Consider the following 24,086-nt stretch of genomic DNA (forward strand, 5'->3'; position numbering starts at 1 on the left):
TATAAAGAAATATTTAAAATGATAAACTCTGATTATTTAAAAAACCTAAATAATGCTCAAAAAGAAGCAGTATTATATTTAGAGGGACCATTATTAATAGTTGCAGGTGCAGGATCTGGAAAAACCAAGGTATTAACTTCAAGAATTGCACACATTATTAAAGAAAAGAAAGCATTCCCTAACCAAATTTTATCAGTAACTTTTACCAATAAAGCTGCAAAAGAGATGCAAACAAGAGTTAGTAAAATGCTTGGCTCTGCTGCAACTGGTCTTTCTTGGCTTGGAACCTTTCATTCAATATGTGCAAAAATATTAAGAAAGCATGCAACAGCTGCAAATCTAAATTCAAACTTCACTATTATAGATACTGATGACCAAACAAGACTTATCAAAAATATCTGTAAAAGTGAAAATATAGACATCAAACAATTAGCACCTAGATTTATTTTAGCAATAATCGATCGATGGAAAAATAAAGGGTATTACCCGTTAGAAGTTGTAATAAACAATAAAGATGTTTACGAAAAAACTATACTACCTTTGTATAAAATCTATCAACAAAAATTAATAGATTTGAACTCATGTGATTTTGGTGATTTAATTTTACATACTGTAAAAATTTTAGAAAATTATCCTGATATAAGACAAATTTATACAACTAACTTTAAATATATTTTAGTTGACGAGTATCAAGACACTAATTTTATTCAGAGTAAATGGTTAAATTTATTATCTGAAAAAACTAAAAATTTATGCTGTGTTGGAGATGACGATCAATCAATTTATAGTTGGAGGGGGGCAGAGATTAAAAATTTTTTAGAGTTTGACCAAGTATATGAAAATACAAAAGTAATACGGCTTGAACAAAACTATAGGTCTTCTCAAAATATTTTATCTGTTGCCTCTAATCTAATCTCAAATAATCAAAATAGAGTTGGCAAAACACTTACAACTACGATGGAAGAGGGAGATTTAGTAAAATTAAATTGCTTTAAAAATGGTAAAGATGAGGCGATTGGAATTTCAGATGAGATAGAAAAAAAATTAAAAAATAGATATTCATTCAATCAAATGGCTATTTTGGTTAGAGCCATATTTCAAACAAGAGAATTTGAAGAAAGATTTCTTAAAATTGGGATGCCTTATAGAATCTTAGGGGGAACAAAATTTTATGAAAGAGCTGAAATTAAAGATTGTGTTGCTTACTTAAGATTAATTTATCAAGAAAAAGATGACCTTGCCTTTGAAAGAATTGTCAATAATCCCAAAAGATCAATTGGAGACACTACTTTAAAAATTGTTCATGAATTTGGTAAAGAAAATAATTTAAGTCTAGAATCTGCTGCTAATAAAATGCTTGAACAAAATTTAATTAAACCAAAAACAAAAATAGGTCTTAGTTTTTTTCTTAATGCATTAAATAAGTGGAGAAATGATCTTAATGTTAAAAAAGTTAATCATATTAAATTGCTTCAAATAGTTTTAGACGAATCTGGTTACTCAGCAATGTTAAAAAATAAAAAAGATTTAGACAATGAAAATAGATTGGAGAACATTAAAGAATTATTAAGTGCGATGAAGGAATTTGATAATCTAGAAAGTTTTTTAGAACATGTTTCTTTGGCAACTTCAATTGATCAAGAATGGGATGGTGAAAAGATTAATATGATGACTATGCATGCAGCAAAAGGACTGGAGTTTGATGTGGTTTTTCTTCCTGGCTGGGAAGAAGGTTTGTTTCCTCATCAAAAATCAATTGAAGAAAAAGGACAAAGTGGTTTGGAGGAAGAACGTCGTTTAGCTTATGTAGGAATAACTAGGGCTAAAAAAAAAGCTATAATTTCTTTTTCAATGAATAGATTTTATCAGGGTGACTGGATTGATAGCATGGCCTCAAGATTCATTGAAGAGTTGCCAGAAAAGCATTTAGAAAAAAATTCTTTTTTTGAGGAAGAAGTCGACGATGATCAAGATTTTGATTTTAATCAAGACTTTGAAATTGAAGAAGGAACAAGAAGTCCTGGATGGATAAGGTATCAAAAGAGAATAAAATGAACAAAGAGATAAATGAGTTAAGAAAAAAATTTAAAAAATACAACATTGAAGGATATGTTGTACCTAAAAATGATGATTATTTTACTGAATATTCAAAAATAAATAGATTAAAGATTATCTCAAATTTCAGTGGTTCTGCTGGTCTAGCTATTATTTTAAAAAATAAAAATTATTTATTTACAGATGGTAGATACACTATTCAAAGTGAAATGGAGAGTGGAAAATATTTTAAAATTGTTAGTTATGAAAAAATAATAAATTGTGCTTTATTTAAAAATCTAAAATTAGGGTTAGACCCCAAACTATTTACACATCAACAAATAAATAATTATTTTTTAAAAAATAATAAAATTAAATTTTTATCCAATAATTTAATTGATGAAATAAAAAAAAAAAAAGTTGTTAAAAGTGTTCCTTTTTTTTCACTGAAAGATGAAATTGTTGGTGAAAATAGCAAGTCAAAAATTAATAAAATTGTAAATTACCTTAAAAAAAATAAAGCTGATAATTTATTTGTAACAGCCCCAGAAAATGTAGCCTGGATTTTAAACATTAGAGGTAGTGATGGACCAAATAGCCCTGTACCAAATTCAAGATTAGTTATTAATAAGACAAAAAAAATATTTTTGATAACTGAGCCTTTTAAAGCTAAAAAATTAATAAAAGAAAAAATAATTAACAAAAATCAATTAGTTTCCATAAGTGATTTACCTAAAAAAATTTTATCCTTAAGTGGTAAAAATTTTATAATTGACAATAAATCTTGTTCATTTTTTTATGAAAATATTATCAAATCTAAATTTAAAATTATAAAGAGAGAAGATCCCACTTATCTTTTAAAAGCTATAAAAAATAATACTGAAATAGATAACATGATTAGCACCCATGTTGTAGATGGTGTAGCATTAACGAAATTTATTTATTGGATTAAAAAAATTAATAAAAAAAAGATTACAGAAGTTGATGCTCAAATAAAATTAGAAAAATTTAGAAAAAGAAGTAACAAATATTTATATCCAAGTTTTGAAACAATTGCAGGAGCAGGCAAAAATGGTGCCATTGTTCATTATAGAGCTAAAAAAGATAGTTGTAGAACAATAAGAAAAAATGATATTTTTTTATGTGATTCAGGCGGCCAGTATAAATATGGCACTACTGATGTTACTAGAACCATCTGTTTTACAAAACCAAAACCAAGTATCAAAAATATTTACACTAAAGTATTAAAAGGACACATAGCTGTAACAAATACAGATCTAAAACTAAATAATACCGGCATAAAAATAGATAGAAGAGCAAGAAAATATCTAAAAGAAAGTAAATTAGATTATGCCCATGGAACAGGACATGGTGTTGGTTTCTTTTTAAACGTTCACGAAGGTCCTCAATCAATTTCTAAATTAAATAAAATCAAAATTCAAGAAGGTATGATTTTAAGTAATGAGCCAGGTTATTATAAAAAAAATTCTTATGGTATCAGAATAGAAAATCTTGTTTTTGTTAAAAAAATTAAAAAAAAAATTTGCTTTGAAAATTTAACCCTTGTTCCAATTGAAAAGGATTTAATTAATTTTAATCTTTTAACTAAATTTGAAAAAAATTATCTCTTTAAATATCATTTAGATGTGTATTCAAAACTTTCAAAATATCTCTCTCCTAATGAGAGAAAATGGCTAGCTAGTTATATTTAACATTTTTAAAAACTGGCTTTGATTTAATATAGTAATCTTAAGTTTTTTAGCTTTATTAACTTTCTTTTTTGTTGGCTTGTCACCAATGATTAAATAATTTAATTTTTTACTTACAGTGCTCACTGAAGATCCAGAATTTTCCTCTATTAAAGATTTTACTTCTGCTCTACTAATTCCATTTAGTTTTCCAGTTATCATAAATGTTTTTTCATTTAATAATCCATTTTTATTTTTAATAGATGAGTCTTTTACTTCTAAATTTTTTTGTAATTCTTTTAAAATATTCAGATTAATTTTATTATTAAAAAAATTTTTAACTGACAACAACTGAGTTTCGCCAATTCCATCAATATTCAAAATATCATCTAAATTTACTTCATTGGAAAAATTAATGAAGTTCGAAAATGATTTAAAGTATTTTGATAAAATTTTTGCATTTTCTAGACCAATATGTCTAATACCTAGTGAATAGATTAATCTTTCTAAAGAAATATTTTTTCTTTGATTAATAGAATACTTTAAATTTTCCATTGATTGTTTGCCCCAACCTTCAAGATTTTCTATTTTCTTAAAATCTAAATTAAATATATCTTGTGGTAATTTTATTAAATTGAGGTTCCAAAAGTTTTCTACTATTTTTTTGCCAAAGCCTTCAATATTAAATGCTTCTTTAGAAACAAAATGTTTTAATTTTTCTATTGCAATTTTCTCACAGTCATATCCTTCACTAGAACATCTTCTTACCGCATCTTCTTTTTTAGTTGTATTATTAAATTCTTTAATTGTTTTTGAGCCACATGATGGACATTTTTTTGGAAAAATAAATTTTTGTGATTTTTTATCCCTTTTTGTGATATCTACTGAAATAATATGGGGTATTACATCTCCAGCCCTCTCAATAGTTGCTAAATCACCAATTCTTACATTTTTTCTGTCAATTTCATCTTCATTATGCAGAGTTGCGTTAGATACTATTACTCCTCCTATATTAATTGGTTTAATTTTTGCAACAGGCGTTAAAGCTCCCGTTCTTCCTATTTGAATTTCAATATTAAGAATTTTAGATATAGCTTTATTGGAGGCAAATTTATGTGCAATAGCCCACCTTGGTGAATTTGCAACATTACCGAGTCTTTTTTGTAATTCAAAGTCGTTAATTTTATAAACTATGCCATCAATATCAAAATCAATTTTTGCTCTATCCATTTCTATTCTGGAGTAATTGATCAATAAATTATCAATACCTGTAATTAGTTTATTTAATGGATTTATTTTAAAGCCCCAACTATTTAAATTTTTTAAAAAATCTGTTTGATTTTTTGCTTTAAGACCTTTTTCATAACCAAAAGTATAAGCAATAAATTTTAAGGGAATTTTTTTTGTGTCCTCTGGATTTTTTTGTCGTAATGATCCTGATGCTGCATTCCTTGGATTTGCAAATTTATCTTTTAAATTTTTAAAATCACTATTTTGTATAAATACTTCACCTCTTATATCAATTTCTTCAGGAAAATCTTTGAATTCAATTTTTTTTGGAATTTCTTTTATGGTCATGAGATTAGCCGTTATATCTTCACCCTCTTTTCCATCTCCTCTTGATAATCCTGTTTTGAAATTACCATTTTTATATATCAATGAAGCTGATATACCGTCGATTTTTGGCTCTGCACTATATGAAAGCTTAAAATCTTTATCTTTAGATAAAAAATTTAATATCTTTTTTTCGAAGTTCATTAAGTCCTCTCTTTCAAAAGCATTTGCCAAAGAAAGCATTTGGGCTCTATGAGTCACTTTATGGAAATTTTTAGACGGCTTAAATCCAACAATTTTTGATGGTGACTCTTCCGACCTTAGATAAGAATATTTATTCTCTAAAGCCAATATGCTATTTTTTAAATCATCATATTCTTTGTCTGATACTAATGGTTTGCTAACATCATAGTAATTTTTATTATAACTTGTTAATAAGTCTATTTTTTTTTTATAATTAGATTCTATTTTTTTTTTACTCATCTCAGCCGAATAGAGATTTAAATTTTTCTATTATAGAATTATTTTCTTTTTTAATATCTTTTAAAATATCTTTTTTATATTTTTTATTAAATACACTAAATGATTTTTCATACCATTCAGAAGACTGGTAATTATATCCTAATAAATTGGCATATTTTTTTGCCTCAGACTCAATTCCAATTGTATAATAAACTTCAACTAATCTATGAATTGCTTCTTCAGCATAGATTGTAGTATCATAATCATCTACAACAACTCTAAATCTATTTATTGCTGAAATCCATTTTTTTCTATCAACATAATATCTACCAATATACATTTCCTTAGCAGCTAAAACTTCATCAATTAAATTGATTTTGAACATTGCATCTAAAGCAAAATCTGTATTTGGATATTTAGAAATGAGATTACTAAATGTTTTTTTAGCGTTAATTATAGATTCAAGATCTTTCTTTTCATCTATAATTTGTTCATAGTAACACAGTCCTAATAAGTACTCTGCATAAACGATATCTTTGTGGTTTGGGTAAACTCTTAAAAATCTAATTAATTCAGCCATTGCATCACCATAGTAATTCTGAGAGTAGTATGAATAAGCTGCCATCAAAGCAGATTTTGGTGCATATTCTGATTGTGGAAATAAAATTTCTGCCTCATTAAATTTTTTTGCTGCAAAAAGAACATCACCAGCTTTAAGTTCTTTTAATCCTTCTTTATAAGCTTCTAACATTTGAGACTCTAAATTCACTTCGTTGATTGTAGATTTTTCAATTACTTTTTTTGAACAAGATAAACAAAGTAAAAAAATTAAAAAAAAATAAAAATAATTTCGAATGATCATGATAGATTATACCTTAATTTATTTCTTTTAAAATATATGTTTATTTTAAGCTATAGATTTTAATAAATTTCTATTTATTAAAGTATGAGGTAAGTTCTTTTCTTTTATCTCAAGAATTGAAAAATTGTCTTTATTTTCAAATACTTTTCTGAGCAACTGATTAGTTAAATAATGGCCACCTTGGGAGCATTTGATTTTTGCAATTATTCTATAACCAGATGTATAAAGATCTCCAATGCAATCAAGTATTTTATGGTTAACAAATTCTTTATTATTTCTTAAACCTTCAGGATTTAAAATTTCATGGTCTTTAACAACCACTGCATTTTTGAGACTTCCTCCCTTTGCTAGCCCCATTTTTCTAATCAATTCAACATCTTCAAATAAACAATAAGTTCTAGAATTATAAACATCCGTCAAATCATCTTCAAAAACTTTTACCTTATTACTCTGATTTCCAATTATTGGGTTTTGATACTTAAGTGCAAAATCTATTTCCAAGCTTAAAGTAGATGGCTCTATTGAAATAAATCTATCACCATCTATAAATTTAATTTCTTTATTAATTTTGATAATTTTAATTGGGGACTCACTCATAACTAGTCCAGAACTAATAATCTTTTCTATAAACTGTTTTGCAGATCCATCTAGAATTGGAACCTCTTCGTTATCTATTTCTATTAATGCATTATCTATTCCTAATCCAAATAATGCTCCCATCAAATGTTCAATGGTTGAAACTTTAACTCCAAATTCATTTTCAATAGTCGTGTTTAGTGAGGTATTAGTAACGTTCATAAAGTTTGGGTAAACCAAGTTATTTTCCTTGAAATCAACTCTTTTAAAAACTATTCCAAAATTAGGCTCAGCTGGTTTAATGCATATATTCACATCTAATCCACTATGTAAGGCTACACCATTAAAGGTAATGTTATTTTTAATAGTTTTTTGAGTTAAATATGACACGAATGTCTTTTAAATTGCTTTTACTGAATTTTGAAAACAACAAATATTACTAGAAAAAACACTTTTAACTAAATAATTGAAAAAATTTTTCAAAAAAACCTTTATTTTCTTTCCTTTTTGAGACTAATTGGACTTCATTTTTATTTAAACCATCATTTAGTTTATTTGCCATCACAAATAACTCCATCGACTCTTTCGATTCTTTATCAAAAAAACTTTTAATATAGCCACCTGACATATAACGTTTAATCTTAATTTGGTGATTTTCTAACAACTTATTAAAATTTAAAGTAAAGTTATTTGAAATAGAAATAAAATTTACTTCTAAAAATAAATAATCATAATTATTATTTGAATTATTTAATAATAAACGATTTTCTTTTTCAACAATTATCATGTGCATAATTATCAGGTCTTGGTAATTTTCTTTAAAGATATCTTTGACTTCAACTAAGCTGTTTTCTAACTGTTTTTGATCTATATTTTTTTCATAATTTTTTTTTTTTAATGAGACACCTATATCTAAAACTTTATCATCTTCAATAATTATAATAATATTTCTAATAAAATCTTTTATCATTTTTTCAATTTTATAAACATTGTCATCAATAAATTTTGAAAGAATATTTAATTCTACCTCATCATCATTCTCAATTTCTTCGTTATACAAATTCTTTAAATTATCTTTATCATAAACAAATATTTGATACTTGTTTTTAGAAATATAAAGAAAAGTTTCAAAATCTGAATTTTCAATCATTTAAAATAATTTGATTTTTAATTCTTGCATCTATAAATTTATGGTCATTTAAAAATTCTATTGCTAAATTAAGGGCAAGATTAATATTATCATTTGGTAATTTTATTATAGTATTATCTATTAATTCTAAATCCCATCTTTTAGATGGAAAAAAATATAAATTTTTTATTTCTGTAAAAGAAATTTTAGATTTATCAATAATTTCTTTAATTTTAAAAAATTCAAATACTTCTGGATTTCCAAAAATAAAAGGAAGTTCATTATTTGATGTATTATTTTTAATAAATTTTCCATTAGAACCTACATAAAAAATTCGGCCATTTTTGTTTATTTTTGCTAAAAATTTAGTTTTCTCAATATTAATATCTAGTGAAGATGGATATCTTTTAAAAATAGAAAAATTTTCTACTAAAGTATTTGATTCAATTTCATGTTTCAGATCAAGCTTATTAATTAAAAAGATATTATTTAGATTAAAATTTTCAATTTCTTTAAACAAAATTAATTTATTCTTAATATCTAATCCAGTAATATTAATATTATTAATGTTTTGAAATTTTAAACCATTAAAATTGATATTATTTATTGAGCCAACTACTAATAGTAAAAAAAAATATATTAAAATTTTTTTACTTTTTCGTTGTTGCATCTTTTAAAATCCACTCAATTAGTTCTATAAAGGATATACCTTTATATTTTGCTATTTCTGGGACAAGAGATAGTCTTGTCATGCCTGGTTGCGTATTAATTTCTAATAAATAAAACTTATTTTTATAAAATTTAAAATCTGATCTAGTAACCCCCTTACAACCTATTATTTTATGAGCTTTAAGTGATAAATCCATTGCTTCATTTAATTTATTTTTTGGAAGTTCAACTGGAATAATATGTTCAGTTTTTGCATTTACACTGTATTTAGCTTTGTAGTCATAAAATTTTCTCTTTGGTTTGAGCTCTATTGCTCCTAATTTTTTATTACCCATAATTGCAACTTGAATTTCTCTTCCACCAATAAATTCTTCAATTATTATCTCTTTATAAATTCTCATAGAACTTAAAATTCTTGAAATATTTTTTTTTGTACAAATAAAAACATTTACACTTGAACCCTCATTAATTGGCTTAACTACAACTGGAAATTTGAACTTCTTTTCAATATTTTTTATTAAATCAAAATTATTTTCTTTATAAGAATATTTAATATATTTTGGGGTATTAATTTTATTTTGTATAAAAATTTTTTTTGATATTGCTTTATCCATTGCTAATGAAGAAGCAATTACTCCTGAATGAGTGTAGGGGATTTTAAATCCTTCTAAAATAGTTTGTATATAACCATCCTCACCAAACTGTCCGTGTAACGCATTAAATATAACATTAGGTTTAAATTGATTAATATTTTTTAACAAACTACCATCTGGTTCAGAAATTTTTACTTTGTAACCATTTTTTTTTAGCTCTTTTGCAACTTGTAAACCCGTATCAAGGCTAATTAATCTTTCTTTTGAAATTCCACCAGCAAGTATTAATATTTTTTTTTTCAATTTATTCTAAAATTTTTATTTCTGTTTGCAGCTTTACACCAGTTTTTTTTAAAACACTTTCAGACACAAATTCTATTAATTTTTTCATATCATCAAATCTAGCATTGCCCTTGTTTACAAAAAAATTACAATGTTTTTCAGAAATACCAGCATCACCAAATGATTTTTCTAGAGGAACTGACTCTTTAATTAATTGCCAAACTTTTTTGTCTGATTGACCTAATGGGTTTTTAAAAGTACTTCCACTTGTTTTAATCTTTGTAGGTTGAGCTTTTTCTTTTTTTTCTTTTAATTTAATCATTTCATTCTTTACCAAATCTGATTTTTTACTGAAACCTTTAAAAGATGCACTTAAAAAAATTAAATCATTAGATAATCCACTATCTCTATATTTAAAATTAATTTCTTTTGCTGGGATTGTAACAACTTGTCTTGATTTATTTATAGCTTGTACTGAGATTAGGATATCTTTAAATTCTCTTCCAAAACAACCAGCATTCATCTTTATTCCTCCTCCAACTGTACCAGGTATACAAGATAAAAATTCAAATCCACCCAAACTATTATCCACTGCAAATTCTGAAAGTGATTTATCACTAACTGCGCTTCCAGCAATAATTACGTCTTCAGACAGAAGGGAAATATTATTAAAATTATTTGATAACTTGATTACAACACCATCATAAGTTTTATCAGTAATAAGAGTATTTGAGCCCCCTCCTAGAACAAATATTTTCTCCTTATTTTCTATTAATTTTAAAAATTTAATTAATTCTTTCAAATTTTCAGCTTTATAGAAAATTTTAGCATTACCACCTATATTAAACCAATTCCTTTTTTTTAAATTATAATCAAATTTAATATTTTCATTAAATTCTGATAACAAATCATTTTGGTTAATGCTCATTATAAATATTTAGGCATTTCTCTCATCCAAGTTGAGATAGTCCCTGCACCCATTCCAATAACTATTTTTTTTCCATAAATATTATTTTTAATATATTTTGCTAATTGAAATCTATCATCTACTAAAAATAGTTTTACTTTTGAGTTTTTGATTATTTCTCTTGCAAAATTTTCATATTTAAAACCTAATGATATTTTTTCTCCTGCTGTATAAATAGGAAGTAAGATTACTTTATCTGCATTTTTAAATGCATAAGTAAAATCTTTTTTTAAGTCTTTTAATCTTGATATTCTATGCGGTTGAAAAATACATATTTTTTCATATCCCTTATAAACTTTATTTACTCCTTCTAACACAAATTTGATTTCAGTTGGATGATGGGCATAGTCATCAAAAAAGTCGACTTTATTAAAGGTGAAAATTTTATTAAATCTTCTTTGAACACCCTTAAAGTTTTTTAACCCTTTTTTAATGCTTGAAACTGTTAATCCAACTGTAATAGCCAAAGCTGATGCTGCAACTGAATTTCTTATATTGTGTATTCCTAATAAAGGTATTTTAATTTTTTTAATTAATTTTTTTTTTATATTTGGCAAAATTATCTTTAAATCAAACTCAGAATAATCTTTTGATTGTTTAATATTTCTAATACAAAAATTTGATTTTGAATCTGTTCCATATGTATAAAAATTTTTATTACTCAGCCTCTTAATTAAATTTTTATTATTCTTATCATCAATACAAATAAAAGATTTTCCAAAGGATGGAACTTTTTTTACAAACTTAATAAAATAATTATTTAACTCATCCATAGAGCTATAAAAATCCATATGCTCTCTATCAATATTGGTTATTATTGAATATGTCGGTGGAACGTAGACAAAACTACCATCAGACTCGTCAGCTTCTAAGATAGACCAGTCACTTTTACCAAGTTTTGCAGTATTGTTGATAGAATTTATTACACCTCCATTAATAATGGTTGGATCTATTTTAGTTTCTTGAAAAATCGAAGCTATTAGTGATGTTGTGGTTGTTTTTCCATGAGAGCCAACAACTACAATATTTTTTGTTAAAGAAACAATATTAGCTAGCATTTCTCCTCTTTTATAAATCGGCAGTTGTTTTTTTTTTGCCTCTATTAATTCAGGATTATTTTTTTTAATTGCAGAAGAAACTACTACAATTGTTGCTTTGTTAATATTTTGCTTTTTATGTCCAATTATAATCTTAATTTTATCTTTTTTTAATCTTTCAATATTTTTATTACTTGCAATATCACTACCCTGAACTTTAAATCCTTTACCCTTCATTATAAGTGATAATCCACTCATACCTATTCCACCAATTCCAATAAAATGAATAATTTCTGATTTTGCTAATTTAATTTTCATTAATAATATTTAATAAATTTTGATTAACATTATTCCAGGTGTTTTGATAATTTAATTTTTCTAAATTATTTTTTTTTTTAAGTATTTCATCTTTATTGTTCAATATGTTTAGTAACAAATTTTCAAATTTTTTTTGATCAAAATTATTTTGATCAACAACCCAGCAGCAACCTTTATTTTTATAATAATTAGCATTTTCTAATTGATGGTTATCTTTAGAGCTTGGTAATGGAATAGCAATAAATGGTTTTTTAGACAAAGAAATTTCAGCTAAACTAGAGGCACCAGATCTTGTAATACACAAATCAGCTTGATCTATTAGTAAATTAAGATTTTGATCATAGCTGAAAACAGTATTATCAATCTTATTTTCTAAATATAGATTTTTGAGATTATCTATGTTTTTTTGATTTGTTTGGTGAATTACCTTTAAAAGTTTAAACTTCGAAACTTTAATAATTGACTTATGCAAAATTTTATCAAATATTTGCGCACCTTGACTCCCTCCTATTATTATTAAAGTAAATTTATTATTATTATTTTCTTTTAATTTTTTATTATAATATTTTTTTCTTATAAGTGGATTTATAATATTTAACTTATCTTTATATTTTTTTGGAAAACTAATAATATTCTCTGAATAACATATGATTTTTTTGCAAAATTTAAGAAAAAATTTATTTGCCCTTCCGATTACCATATTAGGTTCTAGCAAATAAATTTTTATATTTAGTATCCAGGCTGCTATACATAATGGAAGTGACATGTACCCACCAGTAGAAATAAGAATTTGAATTTTTTCTTTTTTTAATATTATCAAAGATTTTAAAACTAAAAAAAATACTTTTAGAATTGATAATGGAAATAAAATTAAATTATTTAACTTGGGTGTATCAATAACTAGTATCTTATAAAATTTATCATCAAGATATTTAAGACCCCTAACATCACTTGAAATTGATATATCATAATTTTCTTTTAAATGATCATGGATTGTAATTGCAGGAATAACATGGCCACCAGATCCTCCAGTAGAGATTAAAATCTTATCTGTCATTTTAATTTTCTATTTTTCTTTTTGTTAAATTTAAGATTATGCCTGATATTATTGAGATACTTATTATTGAAGAACCTCCATAACTCAAAAATGGTAAGGTCATACCTGTGGTGGGAAACAATCTGATATTAACACCTATATGAATAGTTGCTTGCATTAAAATTAAGCTTACACATCCAATTAAAACAAGTTTAATTTTATCATTTTTTTCAAAGTTTATTTTTTTAAAGACCATATAAATAAAAATTAAAAATAATAATAATATTAATATTATGGCAACAACACCAAACTCTTCAGAAATTACAGAGATTATATAATCAGTGTGTGCTTCTGGAACTCGATTTTTTAAAGTTCCTTCACCAATTCCTTTACCAAAGTAACCACCACTTGTGATGGACTCGATAGCTTTGTCAGATTGAAAATTATGTGTTCCTGTATCTCTATTAAAAAAAGAAAAAATCCTACCTTGGATATAATCAAACTTAGGTACGAACATAATTAAGTAAGCTAATGAAATAATAGCTATGATGGAAAGACCAAAAAGTAAAAAAATATTTACTCCAGATGTAAAAATTAAAACTGCCCAAGAGAAAATAACAAGAAGAGTTTGTCCTATATCTGGCTGCATTATAAGAAATAAAGCAATTATAGATGCTAGGACTATTGATAATAAATATTTTAAATAAATATTTGAAGTTCTGACACTACATAAAATAGTTGAAATCATGATAATGTAAAAGGGTTTTAATAATTCAATTGGTTGAAATCTTGGTAAAAAAAATAAATCTATCCATCTTTTGGATCCCTTAACTTCAACACCAATAATGGGAACTAAAAGTAAAGTAGCCAAAGTGATAAAAAAAAGAAAATATGAGTAATGAAATAATTGATTAGTTTTTAGAGAAGAAAAAATAAAAATTATAAATATTCCAATAAAAATATAGATTAAATGCTTAAAAAAAAAGAAGTAACTATTTGTATCTAACTTATCAGAAGCAATTAATGATGTAGAAACTAACGAGAAAAAAAGTCCAATTATAAATAGCAAGCTAATAAGTAAAAATATTGATTTGTCTATATTCTTCCACCATTGATGATAAAATTTAAATAAAAAAATATTATTTTGCATTAAGAAATTTTTTCATTAATTGATTAAAATATTTTCCCCTATCTTCAAAATTTTTAAAACTATCAAATGATGCCCCTGCTGGACTAAAAAATATGATTTTTTTTTTTAACTTCTTATTTTCTAAATCAGAAAATATTTTTTTTAATATATCTTCTAAATATTTTAAATGATTGATAGGCATTTTATTTCTAATATTTTTTTTAAATTCTTTATAATGGTTACCAAACACAAATGTTTTAAAATTCTTACAGTGCTTTTTTGATAGATTAAATTTATCACCTTTTTTGGGAATGCCACCTAAAATCCAATAAACATTTCTTAAATTTTTTAACAAATTTTCTGATGAAGCAAAACTTGTTGATTTTGAATCATTAATTATTGTTAAATTTTTATTTTCATAGATAATTTGTTGTCGATATTTTAACCCTTTAAATCTATTTAAAGTTTTGATTAATGTTTTACTATTTAAATTTAATGTTTCAGAAATTTTTAAAACAAATGATAAATTTTCTAAGTTTCCTGTTGATAAAAAGTATTTATTTTTAATAAGTTTAATTATTTTATTAGCTTTTTTTAAATCAACTCTAATAATTTTTGGATTATATTTTTTACCTTTTAATTTTTTATTTATTAGTAAATCATTTTCTTTTATAAATGCTATGGACTCCCTAGACTGAGAATTTAATAGCTTAAATTTGGCATTAATATAATTTTTTAAATTTCTATGCCTCTCTATGTGATCAGGACTTATATTAAGTATTACTGAGTATTTTGAGGTAAATAATCTACTATAATCTAATTGATAAGATGAAGCCTCAATCACAAAAACAGTATTTTTAGTAATTTTTTTTTCAGATAATGCTGGATTCCCAATATTTCCAACCAATCTACAGTCATAGTTTTGATCCAATAAAACTTCATGCAATATTTTAGCTGTAGTTGATTTTCCATTAGTTCCCGTAATAGTTATGCTTTTATTTTTGTAAAATGAGTAGAATACGTCCAAATCTGTATAGATTTTAGATATATTTTTTTTAAGAAATTTAGACAATTTACAATTTAAAATATCAATTCCAGGACTGATAATAATACTATCAAACTTAATTTTAGATATTGCCTGAATACTCTTTGGCCTTTGATATGATAGATTCTCAAACTTTTTTGTTAAATCATCGTCAAATAAATATATTTTAGATTTATTTTTTAAAAATTTATATGAAGCAATTCCACTTTTTCCCAAACCATAAATTAATATTTTTTTTTCTAAAAAAATATTTTTATTTTCAATCATTATCTTAATTTTAAAGTGGCCAAACCTATCATTGCTAAAATGATTGAAATGATCCAAAATCTAATTACCACAGTTGACTCTGCCCATCCTTTTTTTTCAAAATGATGATGTATTGGTGCCATTCTAAAAATTCTTTTTCCAGTTAATTTAAAAGAAATTACTTGTACCATTACCGAAACAGCCTCTAGAACAAACAGCCCACCTATAATTGCTAATACTATTTCATGTTTTGTAATTATTCCAACAGCACCTAAAGTGCCTCCTAGTGCTAAAGAGCCTGTGTCGCCCATAAAAATTTTAGCAGGTGGAGCATTAAACCATAAAAATCCTAAACATGATCCTATTATTGCACCACAAAAAATTGAAACTTCGCCAGTGCCTTCAATATATGGGATTTGTAAATAATCAGAAAAAACAATATTTCCAGTTACATAACTTATAAAAGCAAAACAACCTGCAACTAAAATCACAGGAACTGTAGCTAATCCATCAAGTCCATCAGTTAAATTTACTGCATTTGATGAACCTACAATTACAAATACAGAAAAAGGAATAAAAAACCACCCAAGATTAATTATTAAATTTTTAAAAAAGGGAAAGTATAAATTTGTAATTTCTTGATAATCAACAAAATAAAGAAATAAACTAATTCCTAATATGGCTATTATAACTTGTGATAATATTTTAAATTTAGATGAAATTCCTGATGAGTTATTTTGTTTTATTTTTTTATAATCATCCAAAGCTCCAAGTAAGCCAAATGAAATAGCAATATAAATACAAAATAAAACACTTAAGTTTGATAAATCTCCCCAACATAAAACAGAAAATAGTAATCCAAATAAAATAATTACTCCTCCCATTGTTGGGGTGCCAATTTTTTTTATAATATGATCTTGCGGACCATCATCACGTATAGGATTAACAATTTTTCTACTTGAAAAAAAATTTATAAAAGGTCCTCCAATTAACAAAACTACAGTTAATGAGGTAAATAAGGATAATCCTGTTCTAAAGGTGATGTATTTAAAAACGTTTAAAAACCCAAAGGTATCAACGAAATTAAGTAAAAATTGATAAAGCATTTTATTTTTATCCTTTGATTTCGCTTATTATTTTATTGAATCCTGTCGCATTTGAGGCCTTAACCATGAGATAATCATTATTATCTAAATCATTTTTAATCAAATCAATTATTTGTGAATTATTATTCAACACCCTACCCTTTTTTTTTTTTGAAATACAATTATATGCAAATAAAATTTTATTCCCTCTAACAAAGACTTTGTCTATTTTTGTGTTATTGATTATTTTTCCTATAGATAAATGAAGTTTTTTTGAGTGTTTTCCTAGTTCTAACATATCACCCAATAATAAATATTTTTTTCCTTTGTTAATCTTAATTTTATCAAAATTTAAAATTGCAGATTTAAGAGACAGCGGGTTTGAATTATAACTTTCATCTATCAAGTTTAATTTTTTGTTACCAACCTTAATTTTAGCAATATCTCCTCTACCTTGTGGTGTTTTAAAACCTATAAAAATATTTTTTTTTAATTTAGATATATCTATAAAAATACTCATTACAGATATGGTGGCTAAAATATTTAAGATATTGTTTTGAAAATTATTAGAAATAAAAAAATAAGTTTTTAAATTATTTACTCTAAATGTTGCTTTAAACTTATTGGAAAATTTTTTAATACTTACCAGTTTTATATTTGCATTTTGATTATTAATACCAAATGATAAAATTTTAAGTTTTCTTTTATTGGCTATTTTTTTATGCAAATTATAAAAATTATCATCTGCGTTTAGAACAATAAAACCATTAATTTTTGTATTATTAATTATTTCTGATTTTGCTAAAGCAATTTGTTTTATATTCTTAAAATTCTTAGCATGTGCATAATTAATGTTAGTAATCAAACTAACATCTGGTTTAACAATTTTAGAGAGATAATCAATTTCACCCTTTTTATCCATCCCAATTTCTAAAACTCCATAATTATTTTTTTGATCTAAATTAAAAAGACTTAACGGAACTCCATACTTATTGTTATAAGATTTAGGTGAAATACCAACTGTGGATATCTGTTTGAGTGAATTAGCCAACAACTCCTTTAATGAAGTTTTTCCACAGCTACCCGTTATAGCAATAATTTTTGTTTTTATATTTTCTCTATATAGCTCAGAACTTTTTGTTAAAAATTTTAGAGAGTCTTTGCTTTTAATTTGATGAGAAATATTTATTTTTTTTTCAATTTTATTAACTACTGCAATTGATGCTTTTTTTTTGAAAACTTCACTTATAAATTTGTTACCATCATTTTTTTTTCCCTTAATTGCAAAAAAAATATCATTTTTTTTTATTTCTTTTGAATTAATTCTAGCTTTCTCCAAAGAGATTTTGTTAGAGATTTTTTCTTCTTCACTAAGCTCATTAAGTATATTAACCTTTAAATCATTTGATAAATTTAAATTTTTAATCTTTATTGCATCAAGAATAGTTTTTTTATCTGAAAAAAAAATTTTTTTTACTCCAATTTCCTGAATTTTTTCATGACCTTTTCCAGCTACAAGTAAAATCTCACCTGTATTTAAATGTTTTATTGCCTCTGCAATTGCTTTAGCTCTATTAGAAAATTCTAATACTTTTTGTTTTTTTACCCCTTTCTTAATATCTTTTCTAATTTTACTAGGTTTTTCTAGTCTTGGATTATCATCTGTAAGATAAATTTTGTCTGAAAAAATATCAGCGATTTTACCCATTTTGGCTCTTTTATTTTGATCTCTATTTCCTCCACAACCAAACACTAAAGTTATTTTTTTATCTGGAAATTGTTCTTTTATATTTCTAAGACAAGTTTTTAAAGCATCAGGTGTATGTGCGTAGTCTAAAATTACTTTTGAGTTGTTTTTTATTCTGCCAACTCTTTCAAATCTTCCCTCTACAGACTTAATTTTTGGTATTATATTAATTATGTCTTTAATATTGATGCTACTTTTGATCGAGGCAATGACTGCCATTAATACATTTTTAAATTGAATTTTTCCTATCAAATTAAGCCTAATTTTATGAATTGAATTTTTATATTTTATCTCCAACAATTGAGACTCGGCCTCATATTGATGAGACAAGAATTGAAAATTATTTTTTTTATCTAATAATGAAAAAAGATTTAATTTTTTATTGGTTGCTATATTTTTTATTTTTTTGAATTCTGGTATTTTTTCATCAGTTATTATATTGCCTCTTTCTTTTATCAATTTTTCAAATAAATATAGTTTTGCTTTAAAATAATTTTTTGTATTTTTATGATAATCCAAATGATCTTGTGATAAATTTGTAAATATTCCTGTATTAAACAATAAGCCATCCAGCCTGTTTTGACTTAGACCATGACTAGAAGCCTCCATAATGACATTGTTAATATTTTGTTTTTTTAATTTATTTAAAATCTTACTTAATTGAATTGGGTCTATTGTAGTATTAGATAAATCTTTTTTATATTTTTTTGATTTAACCCCTAATGTTCCAATTGATGCAACTTTTTTATTATTCAAATCTAATATTTGATAATAAAAATCAGAAATAGAGGATTTTCCATTTGTACCAGTAACTGCAATAATATTATTTGGAATTTTGTTATTAATTTTAAATGATATTTCAGCTAATAACTTTCTAATATTGTTTGAGTGAATAAATAAAATACCATTTTTAAGTCCATTAATTTTTTTTTCAGTTACTATTATTTTTGCGCCGTTAGAGATTGCAGATGACACAAAGTAATTACCATCTATTTTATTTCCTTTAATTGCAAAAAAAATATTATTTCTTTTTATTTGAGTGCTATCAAAAGAAATTCCTGAAAAAAAAATTTTTTTATAAGTAGATTGAATATTTTGAAAATAATCTCCTAAAAACATAATTAATTAATTTCTAGATATTTTGTGGCTAAAATAGGCCCAATTTTATCCATTATTTTTCCAGCCACCTCTACTGAAGTCCAACCTGCTGTATTATACAAGGTTCCCTTCCAGCCACCTTTTTGATGCCTATATTTATAATAATAATCTTTTGCTTTTTGGGGTGTGTCCAACATAACAATAAATACATATTGTGGATTTGATGTTGGAAATATTGAAGCAAAAGTATTTATCTTTGCTTCAGAATAAGATCCTTCTTCTGGTTGATCAGCAGTTCCTGTTTTGCCACCAATCTCATAATTTGGTACGTCAGCAAATTTTGCAGTACCTTCTTCTGTATTTACAATTTTTCTTAAAGTCATAACAACTTGGTAAGAAACTCCTTTATTAATTAATCTATTTTTTTTTTCTTCTGTTTCAGTGGTTTTTTTAATCAAACTCGGTTTAATATCATAACCTCCATTAGATATTACCGCATAACCTTTTGCTAGCTGAAGAATTGTAGTTGCAACACCATGGCCAAATGAAGCTGTAGCTAATCTACATTTGCCAAAATTATAATCTTTTTGGGGAGCTATTTCATCTATATCAAAATCAATTGAATTTAGTACACCAACCTTTTTTAAAAAGGATTTATGTTTTTCTGGTCCTACTAACTGGGCAATTCTAACAGAGCCAATATTACCTGATCTAATCAAAATTTGTTCTGCTGTGAGATCTGAAGGAATTTTATTATCATATTCACCAATCCTATGTTTGTCACAACGAATAGATTTTGGTAAATCTAAAAACTTAGTTTCTGGTTTTATTAAATCTTCGTTTAAAGCACTTGCAAATGTAAATGGTTTGAAAACTGAGCCAAGCTCATAAGTTCCTTTAGTTACTCTATTAATAAAATTAACATCAGTTATATTTTGTCTTTCATTAGGATTAAAATCAGGTAATGAAATAAGAGAAAGTATATTTCCATTATTCACATTCATTAGTATTGCTGCACTACCTTTGCTTTTAAAAATTTCTTGATATTTGATTAGTTCTTTTCGTATTAAAAACTGCACATCCTTATCGACTGTAAGTTTTATTGGTTTTTTTGAATTTCTGAGAATCTCATCAAATGATTTTTCTAAACCTGAAATTCCATTATTATCATCATCTATCTGACCAATGATATGACTAAAAAGATTTTTTTGAGGATAGATCCTTAAAACCTTCTCCTCAGGTTTTATAGAATTATCTCCAAGTTTCATTAATTTTTCATAGTTTTCCTCTGAGACTTTTTTTTCTAACCAAAAAAACTTTTTTGTATTAAGTTGCTTTTTAATTTTATTAAAATCTTTATTTGGAAAAATGATATTTAAGCTTAATAAAAGTTTTTTCTTATCTATTACATCTGATGTCTTTATACCTATATCAATAGATTTTATTGTTTTAGCTAAATAATTGTCATTTATATCAACAATATCAGCTCTATATAGTTTGTTGGTAAACATTGGCAGATCATTATTTAATTCTATCTTAGATTTTCGTGATCCAAGATGAATTAAATGAATTGTATAGATTAAATAAATAATAAAAAAGAAAAAAAATACAAATGCCACTCTATTAAATTCAATATTTAAACTTGTATTATTTTTTTTAAAATCAAAATTATTTTTATAATCTTCAATAATAATTTTTGATCTTAATTTTTCCACTAGTCTCTAATTATTTTTAAATTTTTAATCTCTTTATCTTTATTTGTAATTTTAAAGACTTTTATATTTTCAATTTTTTTTTGTATTAAATCATTTTCAAAATAGAGTGATTGAAACTCTAATAATTTGTCAGAAGAACTTAGGAAATCAAATTCCAACTTAATCTTCTCAAGTTCTGAATTTAAAATTCTAATATTTTCTTTTACTGTGAAAAGTTTATCCTCATTTTTTTTGGCAGAATTTTTAATAATTGCTGTAAATAAAATTAATGAAAAAATAACTAATACTAGGACAATTTTTTTCATAACTTATTACCAAAATTTTCTATCTCAATTAAGCTACTAAATTGTTCTAAAACATCAGTTTTAAAATCGTAAAAGTCATTTTTTTTAATCGCATATCTAAGTTTTGCTGATCTTGATGGTAAGTTTTCACTAATCTCTTCATCAGAAGGTGTAATTGCTTTTTTTTCATTTAATTTAAGTAATGTTTCTGGTTGGTCTGTAATAGGAGCGTATCTTGATATACTTTTTTTTTCAGAAAGACTTTTGAAAAAATATTTTACAATTTTATCTTCTAATGAATGGAATGTAACTACAGCTAATACACCATCTTTCTTTAAAACTTTGGTTGCATTAATTAGTCCAAAAATTAATTCACTTATTTCTCTATTAACTAAAATTCGTAAAGCTTGAAAAATTTTTGTAGCACTATGAACCTTAAAGTTTTTTTTTCTTTTTGTTTTATCTATGATCTCAACAAGTGTTTGGGTGTCTATTTTTTTCTTAGATCTTTCCTTAATAATATTTCTAGCTATGAATTTACTTTCTTTTTCATCTCCAAAAAATTTGAATATTTTATCTAACTCTTTTTCATCAAGTTTATTAATTACATCCTCAGCAGAATAATTATTTAAACCCATTTGCATATTTAAGTTACCTTTAGAGTCAAATGACAATCCCTTTTTAGGATCTTTGATTTGAACATAAGAATAGCCAAGATCAAATATTATTCCTTTAACATTTTCGTTTTTAAGTTTTAGATTATTTAATTGACTAAACTTAATATTTTTAAATAAAAATCGATCTTCAAATTTATCTTTTAATTGATTGGCTTTTACTTCACTTTCGATATCCCGATCTAACGCTATTACTTTGGTGTCTTCAAACTCTAATATTTTTTTAGAATAACCACCTTGTCCAAAAGTACAGTCAATAAATGTGCCACCATATTGAGGGGAAATAATGCTAATAATTTCTTTTAGCATTACCGGATAATGCTTTTTTACTACCGGTACTATGGTGGCGTCCATTTATTTCTTTGAAGACCATTAATTTTTTTGTCTTCTTAAGAATGCTGGTATTTCAAGATCATCATCTTCTTCTCCATCACTTGAAGATAGCAAATCATCTGAACTTGAATTTTCAGTTTCTGAGCTAAATAAATCTGGTGCATCTGAGTCAACACCAAATTCTTTTAGATCATTCGAAACATCCTCTTGAATACTCTCTTCAACTGTTTGTTCTTGAGTTGATTCCATTGCTTCTTGAGTAAAAGATTTTTCAATCTCGTTTACAGAACTATCTTCAACAACGTTTTCCGTTTCAATACTGTTACTATGAACTATCTCTTCATTTGTAACATTTGAATTAATCTGTTCTTGAGTGTGCTCCTGAACAATTTCATTTTCAACTTTTAGTGCATTTGCACCATGTGAAACAGGAGTAGAAATCGAATTTGAAAAATTAAAGGATGCAGATGATCCAATGTTAGAAAAATCTGAATATCCTGGATTTCTATTTTGGATACGATGAACCATGTTTATCACAGATTTAGTCTCTGGTTGTTGACCATCTAGCGACGTTGCAACAATTGATACTCTCATTTTTCCATCTAATTCAGCATCAGTAATTGCGCCAATTATTAATTCTGCTTCTGGATCAACTTCAGCTCTTACTTTGTTAACTGCTTCATCAACTTCAAAAAGTTTAAGATCTTTGCCACCAGTAATATTAACTAGCAATCCTTTTGCACCTTTAAGAGTATAATCATCAATCAATGGATTGCTTACTGCCATCTCTGCTGCCTTAAGTGCTCGACCCTCTCCTTCTGCTTCACCAGTTCCCATCATTGCTTTACCCATTGAAGCCATAACAGTTTCTACATCAGCAAAATCAAGATTGATTAAACCTGGTCTGACCATTAAATCAGTTATACTTTGAACACCATGCATTAGAACGTTATTTGAAAGATTAAATGAATCTTCAAATGTTGTTTGTTCATTAGCAATTTTAAATAAGTTTTGATTTGGAATTACTATAATTGTATCAACATGTTTTCTTAATTCTTCCAAACCTTGTTGTGCTCGTCTCATTCTAGAGGGGCCTTCGTATAAAAATGGAAGAGTAACAACACCTACAGTTAAAATATTTAATTCTTTGGCAGCTCTAGCGATTACATGAGCAGCACCAGTGCCCGTTCCACCACCCATACCAGCTGCAATAAAAACCATATTTGAACCTTGCAAAGTATTTACTATTTCATTTAAAGATTCATCTGCAGCTGCTTGACCGATATCTAGTTTTGCACCAGCACCTAAACCTTTGGTTAAATTTAAACCAATTTGAATTCTTGTTTTGCATTTACTTAACTTCAAATCCTGCGCATCTGTATTGACTGCAATAAACTCTACGCCTTGTAGATTATTTTCAATCATTTCATTAATTGCATTTCCACCTGCTCCACCAACTCCCATTACTAAAAGTCTTGGCTGCAGTTCTTTAATTTCTGGTGCTTTAAAGTTAATTGTCATCT

The 24,086-nt window shown here is 25.5% G+C and carries 19 protein-coding genes; 2 read left to right on the forward strand and 17 right to left on the reverse strand.

Going from position 1 to position 24,086, the window contains the following annotated elements:
* Positions 1–18 precede the first annotated feature (18 nt).
* Positions 19–2,055, forward strand: coding sequence for an ATP-dependent helicase (locus ACIJYC_RS05550; protein ID WP_435165376.1), 2,037 nt, complete (start codon positions 19–21; stop codon positions 2,053–2,055).
* Positions 2,025–3,746 carry a M24 family metallopeptidase gene (locus ACIJYC_RS05555; protein ID WP_435165379.1) on the forward strand — a complete coding sequence of 574 codons (1,722 nt, stop codon included), beginning with the start codon at positions 2,025–2,027 and terminating at the stop codon, positions 3,744–3,746. The genes ACIJYC_RS05550 and ACIJYC_RS05555 overlap by 31 nt, the downstream gene beginning before the upstream one ends.
* Here the strand turns inward: ACIJYC_RS05555 and ligA are convergent.
* From ligA to ftsZ, 17 genes are all read right to left on the reverse strand, one after another.
* Positions 3,729–5,759 (reverse strand): NAD-dependent DNA ligase LigA, encoded by a 2,031-nt coding sequence (gene ligA / locus ACIJYC_RS05560; protein WP_435165381.1) that lies wholly within the window; start codon positions 5,757–5,759, stop codon positions 3,729–3,731. The genes ACIJYC_RS05555 and ligA overlap by 18 nt on opposite strands.
* A gap of 1 nt (position 5,760) precedes the next feature.
* Positions 5,761–6,600, reverse strand: coding sequence for an outer membrane protein assembly factor BamD (locus ACIJYC_RS05565; RefSeq protein WP_435165384.1), 840 nt, complete (start codon positions 6,598–6,600; stop codon positions 5,761–5,763).
* Between the two features lie 45 nt (positions 6,601–6,645).
* Positions 6,646–7,566, reverse strand: a complete 921-nt coding sequence (gene lpxC, locus ACIJYC_RS05570; protein ID WP_435165387.1) for a UDP-3-O-acyl-N-acetylglucosamine deacetylase — start codon at positions 7,564–7,566, stop codon at positions 6,646–6,648.
* Between the two features lie 64 nt (positions 7,567–7,630).
* Positions 7,631–8,326, reverse strand: a complete 696-nt coding sequence (locus ACIJYC_RS05575) for a hypothetical protein (RefSeq protein WP_435165390.1) — start codon at positions 8,324–8,326, stop codon at positions 7,631–7,633.
* Positions 8,319–8,975, reverse strand: a complete 657-nt coding sequence (locus tag ACIJYC_RS05580; RefSeq protein WP_435165392.1) for a cell division protein FtsQ/DivIB — start codon at positions 8,973–8,975, stop codon at positions 8,319–8,321. The genes ACIJYC_RS05575 and ACIJYC_RS05580 overlap by 8 nt, the downstream gene beginning before the upstream one ends.
* The gene (locus ACIJYC_RS05585; protein ID WP_435165395.1) at positions 8,956–9,870 is read right to left on the reverse strand and encodes a D-alanine--D-alanine ligase; all 915 of its coding nucleotides are present in this window, start codon (positions 9,868–9,870) and stop codon (positions 8,956–8,958) included. The genes ACIJYC_RS05580 and ACIJYC_RS05585 overlap by 20 nt, the downstream gene beginning before the upstream one ends.
* A gap of 1 nt (position 9,871) precedes the next feature.
* Positions 9,872–10,777, reverse strand: a complete 906-nt coding sequence (gene murB / locus ACIJYC_RS05590) for a UDP-N-acetylmuramate dehydrogenase (RefSeq protein WP_435165398.1) — start codon at positions 10,775–10,777, stop codon at positions 9,872–9,874.
* Entirely contained in the window at positions 10,777–12,171 is a 1,395-nt protein-coding gene (gene murC / locus ACIJYC_RS05595) for a UDP-N-acetylmuramate--L-alanine ligase (RefSeq protein WP_435165401.1), read from the reverse strand. The genes murB and murC overlap by 1 nt, the downstream gene beginning before the upstream one ends.
* A complete protein-coding gene (locus ACIJYC_RS05600) occupies positions 12,161–13,228 on the reverse strand; it encodes a UDP-N-acetylglucosamine--N-acetylmuramyl-(pentapeptide) pyrophosphoryl-undecaprenol N-acetylglucosamine transferase (protein ID WP_435165403.1) in 1,068 nt (355 codons plus the stop codon). Before ACIJYC_RS05600 ends, murC begins: the two co-directional genes overlap by 11 nt.
* A 1-nt stretch (position 13,229) precedes the next feature.
* Positions 13,230–14,357, reverse strand: a complete 1,128-nt coding sequence (locus ACIJYC_RS05605; RefSeq protein ID WP_435165406.1) for an FtsW/RodA/SpoVE family cell cycle protein — start codon at positions 14,355–14,357, stop codon at positions 13,230–13,232.
* On the reverse strand, positions 14,347–15,648 hold the full coding sequence (gene murD / locus ACIJYC_RS05610) for a UDP-N-acetylmuramoyl-L-alanine--D-glutamate ligase (protein WP_435165409.1): 1,302 nt from the start codon (positions 15,646–15,648) through the stop codon (positions 14,347–14,349). Before murD ends, ACIJYC_RS05605 begins: the two co-directional genes overlap by 11 nt.
* Positions 15,648–16,733, reverse strand: coding sequence for a phospho-N-acetylmuramoyl-pentapeptide-transferase (gene mraY, locus ACIJYC_RS05615; protein WP_435165412.1), 1,086 nt, complete (start codon positions 16,731–16,733; stop codon positions 15,648–15,650). The genes murD and mraY overlap by 1 nt, the downstream gene beginning before the upstream one ends.
* A 7-nt stretch (positions 16,734–16,740) precedes the next feature.
* Positions 16,741–19,578 (reverse strand): UDP-N-acetylmuramoyl-L-alanyl-D-glutamate--2,6-diaminopimelate ligase, encoded by a 2,838-nt coding sequence (locus ACIJYC_RS05620; RefSeq protein ID WP_435165415.1) that lies wholly within the window; start codon positions 19,576–19,578, stop codon positions 16,741–16,743.
* Between the two features lie 2 nt (positions 19,579–19,580).
* Positions 19,581–21,272 carry a peptidoglycan D,D-transpeptidase FtsI family protein gene (locus tag ACIJYC_RS05625; RefSeq protein ID WP_435165418.1) on the reverse strand — a complete coding sequence of 564 codons (1,692 nt, stop codon included), beginning with the start codon at positions 21,270–21,272 and terminating at the stop codon, positions 19,581–19,583.
* Positions 21,272–21,577: a cell division protein FtsL gene (locus tag ACIJYC_RS05630; RefSeq protein WP_435165421.1), complete on the reverse strand. Its 306-nt coding sequence runs from the start codon at positions 21,575–21,577 to the stop codon at positions 21,272–21,274. The genes ACIJYC_RS05625 and ACIJYC_RS05630 overlap by 1 nt, the downstream gene beginning before the upstream one ends.
* The gene (gene rsmH, locus ACIJYC_RS05635; protein WP_435165423.1) at positions 21,574–22,584 is read right to left on the reverse strand and encodes a 16S rRNA (cytosine(1402)-N(4))-methyltransferase RsmH; all 1,011 of its coding nucleotides are present in this window, start codon (positions 22,582–22,584) and stop codon (positions 21,574–21,576) included. The genes ACIJYC_RS05630 and rsmH overlap by 4 nt, the downstream gene beginning before the upstream one ends.
* An 18-nt stretch (positions 22,585–22,602) precedes the next feature.
* Positions 22,603–24,084, reverse strand: a complete 1,482-nt coding sequence (gene ftsZ / locus ACIJYC_RS05640; RefSeq protein ID WP_435165426.1) for a cell division protein FtsZ — start codon at positions 24,082–24,084, stop codon at positions 22,603–22,605.
* Between the last annotated feature and the right edge of the window lie 2 nt (positions 24,085–24,086).

This window comes from Candidatus Pelagibacter bacterium nBUS_28, from assembly GCF_051200915.1.
Lineage (GTDB): Bacteria > Pseudomonadota > Alphaproteobacteria > Pelagibacterales > Pelagibacteraceae > Pelagibacter.

Coding starts and splice junctions, on each gene's coding strand:
- murB (WP_435165398.1), bottom strand. CDS start 10,777: ATGAGCATTAACCAAAATGATTTGTTATCAGAATTTAATGAAAATATT.
- murC (WP_435165401.1), bottom strand. CDS start 12,171: ATGAAAATTAAATTAGCAAAATCAGAAATTATTCATTTTATTGGAATT.
- ACIJYC_RS05550 (WP_435165376.1), top strand. CDS start 19: ATGATAAACTCTGATTATTTAAAAAACCTAAATAATGCTCAAAAAGAA.
- ACIJYC_RS05565 (WP_435165384.1), bottom strand. CDS start 6,600: ATGATCATTCGAAATTATTTTTATTTTTTTTTAATTTTTTTACTTTGT.
- mraY (WP_435165412.1), bottom strand. CDS start 16,733: ATGCTTTATCAATTTTTACTTAATTTCGTTGATACCTTTGGGTTTTTA.
- ftsZ (WP_435165426.1), bottom strand. CDS start 24,084: ATGACAATTAACTTTAAAGCACCAGAAATTAAAGAACTGCAGCCAAGA.
- ACIJYC_RS05630 (WP_435165421.1), bottom strand. CDS start 21,577: ATGAAAAAAATTGTCCTAGTATTAGTTATTTTTTCATTAATTTTATTT.
- ligA (WP_435165381.1), bottom strand. CDS start 5,759: ATGAGTAAAAAAAAAATAGAATCTAATTATAAAAAAAAAATAGACTTA.
- rsmH (WP_435165423.1), bottom strand. CDS start 22,584: ATGGACGCCACCATAGTACCGGTAGTAAAAAAGCATTATCCGGTAATG.
- ACIJYC_RS05575 (WP_435165390.1), bottom strand. CDS start 8,326: ATGATTGAAAATTCAGATTTTGAAACTTTTCTTTATATTTCTAAAAAC.
- ACIJYC_RS05555 (WP_435165379.1), top strand. CDS start 2,025: ATGGATAAGGTATCAAAAGAGAATAAAATGAACAAAGAGATAAATGAG.
- ACIJYC_RS05600 (WP_435165403.1), bottom strand. CDS start 13,228: ATGACAGATAAGATTTTAATCTCTACTGGAGGATCTGGTGGCCATGTT.
- ACIJYC_RS05620 (WP_435165415.1), bottom strand. CDS start 19,578: ATGTTTTTAGGAGATTATTTTCAAAATATTCAATCTACTTATAAAAAA.
- murD (WP_435165409.1), bottom strand. CDS start 15,648: ATGATTGAAAATAAAAATATTTTTTTAGAAAAAAAAATATTAATTTAT.
- ACIJYC_RS05605 (WP_435165406.1), bottom strand. CDS start 14,357: ATGCAAAATAATATTTTTTTATTTAAATTTTATCATCAATGGTGGAAG.
- ACIJYC_RS05580 (WP_435165392.1), bottom strand. CDS start 8,975: ATGCAACAACGAAAAAGTAAAAAAATTTTAATATATTTTTTTTTACTA.